General features: G+C 72.8%; 6 protein-coding genes. 4 read left to right on the top strand and 2 right to left on the bottom strand.

The genetic code is table 11. From position 1 onward, the window contains the following. Window positions 1-32: 32 nt before the first annotated feature. Together KJK29_RS11705 and KJK29_RS11700 are read right to left on the bottom strand one after the other, a co-directional pair. Window positions 33-1,580 (bottom strand): alpha/beta hydrolase, encoded by a 1,548-nt coding sequence (locus KJK29_RS11705; protein ID WP_215118647.1) that lies wholly within the window; start codon window positions 1,578-1,580, stop codon window positions 33-35. 150 nt (window positions 1,581-1,730) lie between these two features. Next, window positions 1,731-4,484 carry a lysylphosphatidylglycerol synthase domain-containing protein gene (locus KJK29_RS11700; RefSeq protein WP_215118646.1) on the bottom strand — a complete coding sequence of 918 codons (2,754 nt, stop codon included), beginning with the start codon at window positions 4,482-4,484 and terminating at the stop codon, window positions 1,731-1,733. Between the two features lie 185 nt (window positions 4,485-4,669). Between KJK29_RS11700 and KJK29_RS11695 the strand changes: the two genes are divergently transcribed. The 4 genes from KJK29_RS11695 to KJK29_RS11680 all read left to right on the top strand — a co-directional run bounded on the left by KJK29_RS11695 (window position 4,670) and on the right by KJK29_RS11680 (window position 13,768). Beyond that, a complete protein-coding gene (locus tag KJK29_RS11695; protein ID WP_251057763.1) occupies window positions 4,670-5,092 on the top strand; it encodes an MGMT family protein in 423 nt (140 codons plus the stop codon). Between the two features lie 266 nt (window positions 5,093-5,358). Further along, window positions 5,359-8,772, top strand: coding sequence for an ATP-dependent helicase (locus KJK29_RS11690; RefSeq protein WP_215118644.1), 3,414 nt, complete (start codon window positions 5,359-5,361; stop codon window positions 8,770-8,772). A 114-nt stretch (window positions 8,773-8,886) separates the two neighbouring features. Further along, window positions 8,887-12,354 (top strand): ATP-dependent DNA helicase, encoded by a 3,468-nt coding sequence (locus KJK29_RS11685; RefSeq protein WP_215118643.1) that lies wholly within the window; start codon window positions 8,887-8,889, stop codon window positions 12,352-12,354. Window positions 12,355-12,364: 10 nt separating this feature from the next. Continuing rightward, window positions 12,365-13,768, top strand: a complete 1,404-nt coding sequence (locus KJK29_RS11680) for a dipeptidase (RefSeq protein WP_215118642.1) — start codon at window positions 12,365-12,367, stop codon at window positions 13,766-13,768. Window positions 13,769-13,919 lie beyond the last annotated feature (151 nt).

Here is a 13,919-nt window from a genome sequence, read left to right as displayed (position 1 = left end):
GTGCAGTCTCACGTGCAGCCTTGGGTGCCGTCTCAGGTACAGACGGTCCCCGCCTGCGGCACCTTCCCGTCCAGCAGATAGCCGTCCACCGCGCTCTGCACGCACTTGTTCTTGCTGTTGTAGGCGCCGTGCCCCTCACCCCGGTACGTCAGCTCGACCCCGACGCCCTTGCCCAGCGCGTCCACCATCTTCCGGGCCCCTTCGTAGGGGGTGGCCGGGTCGCCGGTGTTGCCCACGACCAGGATCGGCGCCGAACCCGGCGCGCTCACGTCCGGGTGGTTCGCGGCGCCCGCCACGGCCCAGTCGGTGCAGCCGATCATGCCCCACGCCAGATAGTCACCGAACAGCGCGGACGCGGCCCGGAACTCGGGCAGCTTCTGCTCCACATAGGCCGTGTCGTAGCGCGGCTTGGAGTCGGAGCAGCTGATGGCGGTGTGGGCGGCGGTCGAGTTGTCGTACTCGCCGTTCTCGCTGCGCCCGTTCATCGAGTCGGAGAGCAGCATCAGGATGCTGCCGTCGCCGTCGTACGCCTGCTCGAGGCCGTCCGTGAGGTACTCCCAGAAGTCCTTTGAGTACAGCGCCTGCACGATGCCGCTGGTCGCCGCGGTCTGGGTGAGCTGGCGGGGGAAGACGCCCGGGATCGGCTTGCGGTCGAGGTCCCTCAGCAGCGTGGCGATACGGTCCTTCACATCCTGCGCGCTGTCGCCGACGGGGCACTCCTCGGTCTTGGACACACAGTCCTCGGCGAAGTTGTCGAGTGCGAGCTGGAAGCCCTTGGCCTGCCCGAGCGAGCCCTGCTCGGGGTTCTGCGTGGGATCGACGACGGCGTCGAACACGGCACGACCGACCCGCTTGGGGAACAGGTGTGCGTAGACGCCGCCCAGTTCGGTGCCGTAGGAGATGCCGAAGTAGTGCAGCTTGTCGTCGCCGAGGACCTGGCGCATCAGGTCGAGGTCGCGGGCCGCGTCGGTGGTGCGCACATGCGGAAGGATCTTCTCGGAGTTCTCCTCGCAGGCGTCGTTGAACTCCGTGGTGCTGTCCAGGAGCTCGGTGCGCTCGGCGGAGTCGTCGGGCGTGGCGTCCTGCTGGAAGTACGCGTCGAGCTGCTGGTCGTTCTCGCAGATCACGGGGTCGCTGCGGCCGACTCCGCGCGGGTCGAAGCTGACCAGGTCGTAGCGGGTGCGCAGGGTCTTGTAGTCCTCGGCGAAGCCGGGCAGCGCGGTCACGCCCGAGCCGCCGGGTCCGCCGAAGTTGAAGATGAGCGAGCCGATGCGTTCGCTCGCGGGGCCGCTGGTGCGGACCCGGATCAGCTCGATGCCGATCGTGTCGCCCTTGGGGTCGTCCCAGTCGAGCGGGGCCTTCATGGTGGCGCACTGCCACTCGCCGTCGTCCGGCAGGGGAGAGGGCGGAGTGCCTCCGCCCTGGGCCTCGTCCGGCGCCGGGCAGGCCTTCCAGCTCAGCTCCTGCCGTGTGAGGTCCTCGCCCTTGGTGTCGTCGTCACCGCAGCCCGCCAGCACGGTGGACAACAGCACGGCGGTGGCGGTGAGGACGACGGCGCGCAGGCGGAGGAGCGAAGGCATGGTTCCATCCTGCGGCGGCACGGGCGCCCCCGCGCGGGACGCGTGTCGTACGAGGTAGGAGGGACTGGTGTTGCCAAAAGCTGTGCCGAGAGCTGTGCCAAGAGCCGTGCCGAAAGGCGGGTCGAAAGCCCTGCCCGGCCGGCCCTGGCGTCAGAGGGCCTGCTTGCGGGTGAGGTGGTTGAAGGCCAGCCAGCCCGGCAGCACGGGCAGCCATAGCGTCAGCAGGCGGAACAGCAGCACCGCCGGTGCCGCGACCTCCTTCGGGAGGCCGACGGCGATCAGACCGACCGTCAGGGTCGCCTCGACCGCGCCCACACCGCCCGGCGTCGGAGCCGCGGATCCCAGGGCGTTGCCCGCGAGGAAGACGACGGCGACGCTGGCGAGGCTGATCGAGGTGGACTCGTCGCCGAACGCGCGGATCGACGCGTCCAGGCACATCACGAAGCAGGCGGTCAGCAGCAGCATGCCGCCGATGCCGGTGACCAGCTTCTGCGGCCGCTGCAACACGTCCAGCATGCGCGGCACGACACCCGCGAACAGCGACCGCACGCGCGTGACGACGAACTTCCGCAGGAACGGCACCGAGGTCACCACGAGCACGAGCACCGCCACCGTCAGCAGACCGGCGATGACCGTCCGGGACGGCGACAGCGACGGCGTCTTCTCGGTCCCGGTCAGATAGCCGAAGGCCAGCAGCATCAGGATGTGGCAGCCGAGCCCGAACAACTGCGACGCGCCCACACTCGCCACCGCGAGCCCCGGCCGCACCCCCGCGCGCTGCAGGAAGCGCGTGTTCAGGGCGACGCCGCCCACCGCCGCCGGGGCGACGATCTTCACGAACGAGCCGGCGACCTGTGCCGCCACGGTCCGCAGGAACGGCACCCGCTCGGGCACGAACCCCAGCAGCGCCATCGCCGCCGCGAGATAACTGCACATCGAGAACAGCACCGCGGCCGCGACCCAGCCCCACTCGGCGTTCGCGATGAGCGGTCCGAACTCGATGTGCGTGAGCTGCGTCAGCAGGAAGTACGCGCCGATCGCGCCGGCCATGAAACTGATCAGTGTGCGCGGCCGTACCCGCTCCAGCCGGGCCGGCTCGACCGGTGCCTGCGGCCTGATCAGCAGCACCTCGTGGCGGATCTGCGTGAGCAGGTCCTCCTCGCGTGCCTCCTCCACGGCCTCGTCGATGGCCCGCTTCTCGGCCCGCTGCTCCGCCCGTACGGTCTTCTTGTCCGTCTTCTCGGGGACCGGCGGCTCCTCGTCCGAGGACTCCTCCAGGCGCGCCTGTTTGGCCAGCCGGGACGCCTCCAGCACCGCCTCGCGCTCGCGCTGTGCCCGCTCCCTGGCCAGTTTGCGCAACGTCGCGCGCGTGGAGCGGCTGAGCGCGATGGGCTGGAGCATCGGCAGACAGTCCGCCACCGCGTCCGGGCCGAGCACGCCCACCGCCGAGGCCACCGCACGCTCGGCGCCCACCCGCAGGCCGAGGGTCACCAGCAGCTGGGAGATGTCCATACGCAGCAGCAGGTCGCCGGCCGCGATCTCGCCGCCGCGCAGGTCGGTGAGGATCACCGTGCCTGAACGATCCACCAGGATCGCGTCGCCCACCAGCCTGCGGTGCGCGATACGCCGGGACTGCAGGGCCTTCACCTGGTGCCAGGTGTCGCGCAGCAGATTGTCGGTGATCTCCTCGTCCGGCAGCGAGTCGAGGGTGTGTGCGCCGCTGTGCTCGTAGACGAGCATGACCGCGTCGGGGCCGAGCTCGGAGGTGGCGATCAGCTTGGGCGCGTTGGCACCGGCCGCGATGGCCGCGTACGCCAGCAGCGCCTCCTGCTCCAGGGCCTGGCGCAGCGACTGGAGGCTGCTGCGGGTGGCGAAGCCGCGCAGGGTCAGATTGCGCCACGCGCGGTAGAAGAACCCCTGGGCCTGCTGCTCCCGGTCGACCACCGTGACGTCCAGCGGAGGGCCGTCCTCGAGCGTGACGAAGTAGCGCCGGCCCCGGTCGCCGGTGTCGGGGTTGTCCGAGGTGTCCTCGCGTGACGCGCTGACCGGGCGGAATCCGACGGTCCGCAGACCGGCCATCAGGGTCTGCCCGGTGGGACGGACATTGGGCGAGCCGACCGCGTACAGCGTGCCGTATGCCACGGTCCAGCCGATCAGCACGGTCAGGATGATCGAGAACGGGGTCGTGTACCCGGTGACGAGCATCGAGAAGGCGTCGAGCAGCAGCACGACCCACAGCACCGTGCGCCACCTGGGTCTGCGTGACATGCCCACGGCTGTCATATAGGCGATGACCGGCGCCAGATAGCCGTGCACGGGGTCGGTCAGCGCGTGGATGTCCCCGGGGGAGGGCTGGGTCAGCGCCTCCTGGATCGAGTCGGGGGCGGCCCGGGCGACCCACAGATCGGTGGCGAGTGTCACACCGTGCGCGAGGACCGCCGCGAGCACGCCGTCGGCGATTCTGAGGCCGTCCCGCTTGATCAGCCGCTCGATGGCGAAGGCGACCGGCACCAGCAGGATGGCGATGCTGGAGGCCAGCCCCGCGATCTTGATGAGCAGATCGGGTGCCTGCCCGGTGCCCTTGTTGATGTCCTGTTCGAGGCCCGAGGTGGTGCCGTGCGCGAACGCGGCGATGCCGATCAGTACCGCTACCGCGAGCACGCCCACCAGGAGCCGCATCAGATCGGACGGGCGGTGCACGCGCGCGGGGAGCAGCGGTTCGTCGCCCTCCACCTCGTCGATGTGCGCGATGTCGGGCTCCTCGGCGACCGGCCGTTCCTTCGTGCCTGCCTCCTCGGGGCCGTGCTCGCCGTCCGTCTTCGGGCGGTCGCCCGGAGTGCCCGGGCGCGACGAAGCGTCAGAGGTGCTCCCCGTGTCCTCGGAATGCGCGCCCTGCTGCTTCATCGTCTCTTCTTGGTCTCGTATCACCGGTCACCGCCCGCACGATGGTGGCATGCCGCACCGATACGCGGGGGCATCAGGGTGCACATGCGGGGGCGGACAGTCTGCCCGACGCGGTCCTGCCGGGCGAGGGAACGCCCGTGGGCACACGCGTCCCGTTGTCGGTGGGGTGCGGCAGGATGGGGCGGATGAGCGAGGAGAGTCTTCCGCAGGACGCCGGCGCGCGGGACACCCGCACGGGGGACGACGGCGCCCCCGCGGAACCCGGGGAAGCCCTGCCCGCGTATGCCGAGCGGGTCCTCGACGTCGCCGAACTGATCCCGCCGGGCCGTGTCATGACATACGGGGACGTCGCCGAGTGGCTCGAGGAGGGCGGCCCGCGGCAGGTCGGCCGGGCCATGGCTCTCTACGGGGGAGCCGTTCCGTGGTGGCGGGTCGTCCGCGCGGACGGCCGCCTGCTCCCGGGACACGAGCAGCGGGCGCTCGGCCACTACCGCGCGGAGGGCACACCCCTGAAGGAAGCGAGCCGGGCCGCCGAGGACCACCTGCCGCGGATCGACATGCGACGGGCGCGGTGGGACGGCGGCGAACGCGCGGAGGGTCACACCTGACAGCTTCCGCCATCGGACGGCCGCCCGTGTGGCCCGTGATCCGGACGGGGGAATCGGGGCACGTCGGTGCCATGACGTACGTTCGTGAGGCGAGGGGCATGAGTGGCGCGAGCGCCGCGAGTGGCCGGCGGGAAGAAGGGGAAGCCCTGCTTCCGCCTCATCCGTCGGCGTAGCGTCGGCTGCGCGTGCCCCCGTCACCCCGAGGTCACCTCCCGCCACGCGCGGTGGCCCGCCCACCAGTACTTCCACCAGGACCGGCGAACCACGTGAGCTCCTCTTCCTCCACCAGCGGCCTGTCGCACCCCCGGGTGCGGCGGGGGAGCCGTGGCGCTTATCGACTGGTTCGTACCCCTCCTGCCCGGGTGGACCCCCCTCTTCTGGACGCCGCGCAGCGCTCCGTGGTTGACCACGGGTCCGGCCCGCTGCTCGTCCTCGCAGGTCCGGGCACCGGCAAGACCACCACGCTCGTCGAGTCCGTGACCGAGCGCATCGCCCGGGGCGGGGACCCCGAGCGCGTCCTGGTCCTCACCTTCAGCCGCAGGGCGGCCGTCGAACTGCGCGACCGCATGGCCACCCGGGCCGGGGCGGCCCGCGCTCCCCGGGCGACCACCTTCCACTCGTTCTGCTACGCCCTGGTCCGCGCCCACCAGGACAGCGACCTGTTCGTGGAGCCGATGCGACTGCTGTCCGGCCCCGAGCAGGACGTGTCCGTACGGGAGCTGCTCGCGGGCCAGGTGGACCTGGAGCGGCTCGGCCTCGCGCACGTGCGCTGGCCGGACGAACTGCGCGCCTGCCTGACCACGCGCGGTTTCGCCGACGAGGTCCGGGCGGTCCTCGCCCGCAGCCGTGAACTGGGCCTCGGCCCCGACGCCCTGGACGCCTTCGCCCGCAGCACGGGCCGCCCCGACTGGCGCGCGGCGGCCGCCTTCCTCGCCGAGTACCTCGACGTCCTCGATCTCCAGGGCGTGATCGACTACGCGGAACTCGTCCACCGCGCGGTACTCCTCGCCCGCCGCCCCGAGGTCGCCGCGTGGCTCGCCGCCCGGTACGACGCCGTCTACGTCGACGAGTACCAGGACACGGATCCCTCTCAGGTACGACTTCTGCACGCCCTGGCGGGCGGTGGCCGCACCCTCGTCGCCTTCGGTGACCCCGACCAGTCGATCTACACGTTCCGCGGGGCGGACGTGAACGGCATCCTCGACTTCCCGCACACCTTCCCGCGCGCGGACGGCCGCCCGGCCCCCGTCGCGGTGCTGCGCACGTCCCGCCGCTCCGGCGCCGGCCTGCTGGCCGCCACCCGGCTGCTGACCCAGCGCATGCCGCTGACCCGCCTGCCCGCCGAGAAGGTGCGCGCCCATCGCGAACTCGCGCCCGTGCGGGACGGCGGCCGGGTCGAGGCGTACACGTACCCGACCTCGGGGACCGAGCTGGACAACATCGCCGACATCCTCCGCAGGGCCCACCTGGAGGACGGCGTCCCGTGGAGCGAGATGGCCGTGCTGGTGCGCGCCGGCTCCCGCACCGTCCCCACGGTCCGCCGCGCCCTCACGGCGGCCGGTGTCCCGGTGGACGTCGACGGCGACGACGTACCCCTCCGGCACGAACCGGCGGTGGCACCACTCCTGACGGCGCTACGGGCGGTGGCCGCGGCGGAGGCGTCGAGGGCTCCCGAGGGGGAGGCCTCTTCCAAGGACGAACCCTCCGCTTCCGAGGACGAATCCTCCGCTTCCAAGGACGAACTCTCCGCTTCCGAGGATGCCCCTTCCGCTTCCGGGGGCAGCCCATCCGCCGAGCCGGACCCCTCCTGGCTCGACACCGAGACCGCCCTCACCCTCCTCACCTCCCCCCTCGCGAGCATGGACGCCGCCGACCTGCGCCGTCTCGGCCGGGCCCTGCGGGACGAGGAGCGGGCTGCGGGCAACCCGCTGCCGCCGCCCTCCGACGTGCTGCTCGCGCAGGCCCTCGCCGAGCCGGAGCGGCTGGCCGTGCACGACCCCGCGTACGTGCGCGGGGCACAGCGCCTCGGCGCGCTGCTCCGCAAGGCCCGCGAACGCCTGGCGGGCGGCGGTACGGCCGAGGAGGCGCTGTGGGACCTGTGGAACGGCACACCGTGGCCCGCCCGGCTGGAGCGGGCCGCCCGCCGCGGCGGCGCGGCCGGGCGCAACGCGGACCGTGACCTGGACGCGGTCTGCGCGCTGTTCGCGACGGCGGCCCGCGCCGAGGAGCGCACCGGCGGCCGGGGCACGCTGAACTTCCTGGAGGAGATCGAGGCCGAGGACATCGCCGCCGACACCCTCACACGACGTGCCGTACGCCCCGAAGCCGTCCGCCTGATGACCGCGCACCGTTCCAAGGGCCTCCAGTGGCGCCTCGTGGTCGTCGCGGGCGTCCAGGAGGGGCTCTGGCCCGACCTGCGCCGCCGCGGCTCCCTCCTGGAGGCCGACCGCATCGGGCGCGACGGACTCGCCGAACCCCTCACCCCCGGCGCGCTGCTCGCCGAGGAACGCCGCCTGTTCTACGTGGCCGCCACGCGCGCGCGTGAGCGTCTCGTCGTCACCGCGGTCAAGGCCCCGGCGGACGACGGCGACCAGCCCTCCCGCTTCCTCACCGAGCTCGGCGTCGAACCCAAGGACGTCACCGGACGCCCGCGCCGCCCGCTGTCCGTCGCGGCACTCGTCGCCGAACTGCGCGCCACCACCGTCGACCCGCGCGTCTCCGACGCCCTCCGGGAAGCCGCCGCCCGGCGCCTCGCCCGGCTCGCCGCCCTCGCCGACGAGGACGGCCGCCCCCTGGTGCCGTCCGCGCACCCCTACCGCTGGTGGGGCATGTTCGAGCCGACGCAGTCCAAGATGCCGCTGCGCAACCGCGACCAGCCCGTCGTGCTCTCCGGCAGTGCCCTCGACCAGCTGGCCAACACCTGCGCCCTGCAGTGGTTCCTGGGCCGCGAGGTGAAGGCCGACGCGCCCGCGACCGCCGCACAGGGCTTCGGCAACGTCGTGCACGTCCTCGCCGACGAGGTCGCCTCCGGGCACACCCCGGCCGACCTCTCCGTCCTCATGGAACGCCTCGACTCCGTGTGGAACGCGCTCGCCTTCGACGCGCCCTGGAAGTCGGACCAGGAGAAGGACAACGCGCGCGTGGCGCTCGAACGGTTCCTCCAGTGGCACGTCATGGACCGCACCGGGCGTACCCCGGTCGCCAGCGAGCACGACTTCGACGTCACCCTCGAAGCGGGCGAATACGAGGTGCGCATCAGGGGCCAGATGGACCGCGTCGAGGCGGACGGCGACGGCCGCGCCTACGTGGTCGACTTCAAGACCGGCAAGCAGGCGCCCACCGGCAAGGAGGTCGAACGCCACCCGCAGCTCGCCGTCTACCAGCTCGCCGTCCGCGAGGGCGCCGTCGACGACGCCTTCGACGGCGTGCGTCCCGAGCCGGGCGGCGCCGAACTCGTCCACCTCCGGCAGGGCGCCGCCCGGCGCGACGGCGGCGAGACCCTGCCCAAGGTGCAGGCCCAGGAGCCGCTGGAGGGGGAGTGGGTCGGCGATCTGCTGGCCACCGCCGCCGGGAAGGTCCTCGACGAGCGGTTCACGCCGACCGCCGGACAGCACTGCACGCACTGCTCGTTCAGGGCCTCGTGCAGCGCGCGCCAGGAGGGCCGCCATGTCGTCGAGTGAGCTATCGCACCACCTGCGCTGACCTGCGCCTCTTCGTCCCCGGGGCCTCTGCGGATCCTCCCCGGAGACCGATCCGGCCACCACTGTCAGTGGTCGCTACTAGCCTCTGTCGTTGTGCCCGCCCGAATCACCGATCCCGAACAGCTCAAGGAGCTCCTCGGCATCCCGTTCACCCCGGAGCAGTCGGCCTGCATCACCGCGCCGCCCGCCCCGCAGGTGATCGTGGCCGGCGCCGGCTCGGGCAAGACGACGGTGATGGCGGCCCGTGTGGTGTGGCTGGTCGGCACCGGCCAGGTCGCCCCCGAGCAGGTGCTCGGACTCACCTTCACCAACAAGGCCGCCGCCGAACTCGCCGAGCGCGTGCGCAAGGCGCTGGTCAAGGCCGGTGTCACCGACCCGGACGCCATCGACCCGGACAACCCGCCGGGCGAGCCGGTGATCTCCACGTACCACTCCTTCGCGGGCCGTCTGCTGACCGACCACGGCCTGCGCATCGGGCTCGAGCCGACCTCCCGGCTGCTCGCCGACGCGACCCGCTTCCAGCTCGCCGCGCGCGTCCTGCGCGAGGCCCCGGGCTCCTATCCGGCCCTGACCCGTTCCTTCCCGGACCTGGTCGGCGACCTCCTCGCCCTCGACTCCGAACTCGCCGAGCACCTCGTACGCCCGGAGGCGCTGCGCGCGTACGACGCCGAACTGCTGCTGACCCTGGGCGGCGTCAAGCTCAGCAACGGCGATCTGCGCAAGGTCCCCGAAGCAGCCGCCGCGCGGCGTGAACTGGCCGAGTTGGTGACCCGCTACCGGGCCGCCAAGCGCGAGCGGGACCTGCTCGACTTCGGCGACCAGATCGCCCTGTCGGCCCGGCTCGCCGGGATCCCCGAGGTGGGCCGCCTCCTGCGCGACGAGTTCCGGGTGGTCCTGCTCGACGAGTACCAGGACACCTCTGTCGCCCAGCGCGTCCTCCTTGCGGGCCTGTTCGGCGAGGGCACCGGCCACCCGGTCACCGCGGTCGGCGACCCCTGCCAGGCGATCTACGGCTGGCGCGGCGCCTCCGTCGCCAACCTCGACGACTTCCCCGAGCACTTCGCCCGCGCCGACGGCCGCCCCGCGACCCGGCAGGCGCTCAGCGAGAACCGCCGCAGCGGCGGCCGCCTCCTCGACCTCGCCAACGGCCTCGCGGAGCCGCTGCGCGCCCTGCACGCGGGCGTGGAGGCGCTTCGCCCCGCCCCCGGGGCCGAACGCGACGGCATCGTGCGCTGCGCCCTGCTGCGCACGCACGCCGAGGAGATCGACTGGGCCGCCGACTCCGTCGCCCACCTCGTGAGGACCGGGACGGCCCCCGGCGAGATCGCGGTCCTGTGCCGCACGGCGACCGACTTCTCCGAGATCCAGGGCGCACTCGTGGCCCGGGACATCCCGGTCGAGGTCGTCGGCCTGTCCGGGTTGCTGCACCTGCCCGAGATCGCCGACCTCGTCGCCGTCTGCGAGGTCCTCCAGGACCCCGGCGCCAACGCCTCCCTGGTCCGCCTGCTGACCGGCCCGCGCTGGCGCATCGGCCCGCGCGACCTCGCCCTGCTGGGGCGGCGGGCCCGGTTCCTCGTCACCCACGCGCGCGTGGAGGGCGAGGACGACCCGGACCGGCGCCTCGCCGAGGCCGTCGAGGGGGTCGACCCGGCCGAGGTGATCTCCCTCGCGGACGCCCTCGACACCTTCCTGGAGACGCCGCTGGACGGCCAGGGGGACGACGACGGGCTGCCCTTCTCGCCCGACGCGCGCGTGCGCTTCGCCCGTCTGGCCACCGAACTGCGCGACCTGCGCCGCTCCCTGTCCGACCCTCTGATGGACGTCCTGCACCGCGTCCTCGCCGTCACCGGCCTGGAGGTGGAGCTGTCGGCGTCCCCGCACGCCCTGGCGGCGCGCCGCCGCGAGACCCTCTCCAACTTCCTGGACGTCGCCGCCTCCTTCGCCGCCGGTGACAACGAAGCGAGCCTGCTCGCCTTCCTCGGCTTCCTGCGCACCGCCGCGCAGTACGAGAAGGGCCTCGACAACGCCCTCCCCGGCGGCGAGAACACCGTCAAGGTGCTCACCGCCCACAAGTCCAAGGGCCTGGAATGGGACGTCGTGGTCGTCCCCGGCCTGGTCACCGGCACCTTCCCCAGCAGCCAGGGCCGCGAGAAGTGGACCTCCCAGGGCAAGGTCCTGCCCCACGAACTGCGCGGCGACGCCGACACCCTCCCCGGCATCACCTCCTGGGACGCCAAGGGCCTCAAGGCCTTCCAGGAGGCCATGAAGGACCACCAGCACACCGAGGAACTCCGCCTCGGCTACGTCACCTTCACCCGCCCCCGCTCCCTGCTTCTGGGCTCCGGCCACTGGTGGGGCCCCACCCAGAAGAAGCGCCGAGGCCCCTCGGCGTTCCTCCAGGACCTCTACGAGCACTGCGCGGCCGGGTACGGCGAGATCGAGGCCTGGGCGGACGAACCCGCCGAGGACGAGGAGAACCCGGCCCTGCACCAGGCCACCGCCGACCAGGTCTGGCCCCTGCCCCTGGACGAGGCGGCCCTGGCCCGCCGCCGCGCCGCCGCCGAGACCGTCCTGGCCCACCTGGAGGACCTCGCCTCCCAGGAGGACGGGCACCCGGCGGCCGTGCACGACCCGGACGCGATCGACGACCCGGAGTGGCCCCCGCCCCCCGAGGACGACGAGCCTCCGTACGACGAGCCCGACCCGTTCGACTTCGACGAGGACACCGTGGGCTTCGACGACCCAGCGGCCGGAGACGCACGGCCGGCAGACGGCCCCACAGTCCCCCACCAGGCGGGACCACCGGAACCTCAGGACTCACACCCATACCTCACCCCGGAGGAATCCCGCACCGTCGCCTCCTGGGACCGCGACCTCGACGCCCTCACCGGCGAGCTCCTGCGCGCCCGCGACAGCGTCACCGAGGTCCCCCTGCCCACCTCCCTCACGGCCACCCAGCTCCTGCTCCTGGCCGCCGACCCGGACGGCCTCGCTCAGGAGCTGGCCCGGCCCATGCCCCGCCCGCCCCAGCCCGCCGCCCGCCGCGGCACCCGCTTCCACGCCTGGGTCGAGGCCCGCTTCGAAGAGCTGACGCTGCCCCTGCTGGAGCCGGAGGAGCTGCCCGGCCGCGAAGCGGAGATCGCCGACGAACGGGACCTGGAGGCCCTCAAGGACGCCTTCGAGCAGACCGAGTACGCCCACCGCACGCCCTACCGGGTGGAGGCCCCCTTCCAGCTCGCGCTCGCCGGCCGCGTCGTACGGGGCCGCATCGACGCCGTCTACAAGGAGGGCGACGGCGAGAGCGCGACGTACGAGATCGTCGACTGGAAGACCCACCGCGCACGCACCGCGGACCCCCTCCAGCTCGCCGTCTACCGCCTCGCCTGGGCCGAGCAGCAGGGCGTACCCCCGGAATCCGTCACGGCCGGATTCCTGTACGTACGCACCGGCGAGATCGTCCGCCCCGACGATCTGCCGGACCGCGCGGCGCTGGAGCGGCTGCTGAGCGAGGAGCCGCCCGGTGAGGAACCGCACTCCGAGGACGTCGGTGCGGGCCGATAGGCTCGTGACCATGAGCCAGACCCCGGACAGCGTCGTCCGTACGTACATCCAGCAGCACCGCGACGCCTTCCTCGACGACCTCGCCGAGTGGCTGCGCATCCCGTCGGTGTCCGCCCAGCCGGACCACGCGCCCGACGTACGACGCAGTGCCGACTGGCTCGCCGCCGAGCTGAAGGAGACCGGGTTCCCGACGGCCGAGGTCTGGCAGACCCCCGGCGCCCCCGCCGTCTTCGCCGAGTGGCCCTCCGACGACCCGCAGGCGCCCACGGTGCTGGTCTACGGCCACCACGACGTGCAGCCCGCCGCCCGGGAGGACGGCTGGGACAGCGACCCCTTCGAGCCCGTCGTCCGCGAGAACCGTCTCTACGCGCGCGGGGCGGCCGACGACAAGGGCCAGGTGTTCTTCCACACCCTCGGCGTCCGCGCCCACCTCGCCGCCACCGGCCGCAGCACCCCGGCCGTGCATCTGAAGCTGCTGATCGAGGGCGAGGAGGAGTCCGGCTCGCCCCACTTCCGGGCCCTCGTCGAGGAGCACGCCGAGCGGCTCGCCGCCGACGCCGTGATCGTCTCCGACACCGGCATGTGGTCCGAGGACACCCCCACGGTGTGCACGGGCATGCGCGGCCTCGCCGAATGCGAGATACGGCTGCACGGCCCCGACCAGGACATCCACTCCGGCTCCTTCGGCGGCGCGGTGCCCAACCCGGCGACCACGGCCGCCCGCCTCGTCGCCGCCCTGCACGACGAGCACGCGCGCGTGGCGATCCCGGGCTTCTACGACGGCGTGGTCGACCTCACCGACCGCGAGCGCGAACTCCTCGCCGAACTGCCCTTCGACGAGTCGCAGTGGCTGCGCACGGCCAAGTCGTACGCCACTCAAGGGGAGGCCGGGTACACCACCCTGGAGCGTGTCTGGGCCCGCCCCACCGCCGAGGTCAACGGCATCGGCGGCGGTTACCAGGGCCCCGGCAGCAAGACGATCATTCCGTCCTCCGCCCTGGTGAAGCTGTCCTTCCGGCTGGTGGCGGGCCAGGACCCCGACCATGTGGAGCAGGCCGTCCGCGCCTGGGCCGAGCGGCAGGTGCCCGCCGGGATCCGCTGCGAGATCACCTTCAGCGGCGCCACGCGCCCGTGCCTGACCCCGCTGGACCACCCGGCCCTCCGGTCGGTGGCCCGCGCGATGGGACGGGCCTTCGAAAAGCCCGTCCGCTTCACCCGAGAGGGAGGCTCCGGACCGGCCGCGGACCTCCAGGACGTCCTCGGTGCTCCGGTGCTCTTCCTCGGCATCTCCGTCCCGTCCGACGGCTGGCACGCGCCGAACGAGAAAGTCGAACTCGACCTGCTCCTCAAGGGCGTCGAGACCACCGCGTACCTGTGGGGCGACCTCGCCGAGAACTGGCGCGATGCGCCCTGAGCGTCCCGGGTCGCCCGGACCGGCCGCGCGCGAGGGGCACACTGGAGGAACTGCCCCGCACCGCCCGAGCCCCGCCGGACCCGGTCACCTCCCGCCGCATGTCCCGCTGATCAGCCCGCAGAACCCGACCGTTCCACCGGGGAGTTGGAAG

The sequence above is a fragment of the Streptomyces koelreuteriae genome, from assembly GCF_018604545.1.
Taxonomy (GTDB): Bacteria; Actinomycetota; Actinomycetes; order Streptomycetales; family Streptomycetaceae; genus Streptomyces; species Streptomyces koelreuteriae.
This window is presented reverse-complemented; position numbering and strand designations above follow the sequence as displayed.

Bases quoted from the DNA above. Each gene is read 5' to 3' on its own strand.
- KJK29_RS11705 (WP_215118647.1), bottom strand. From the start codon at position 1,580: ATGCCTTCGCTCCTCCGCCTGCGCGCCGTCGTCCTCACCGCCACCGCC.
- KJK29_RS11700 (WP_215118646.1), bottom strand. From the start codon at position 4,484: ATGAAGCAGCAGGGCGCGCATTCCGAGGACACGGGGAGCACCTCTGAC.
- KJK29_RS11695 (WP_251057763.1), top strand. From the start codon at position 4,670: ATGAGCGAGGAGAGTCTTCCGCAGGACGCCGGCGCGCGGGACACCCGC.
- KJK29_RS11680 (WP_215118642.1), top strand. From the start codon at position 12,365: ATGAGCCAGACCCCGGACAGCGTCGTCCGTACGTACATCCAGCAGCAC.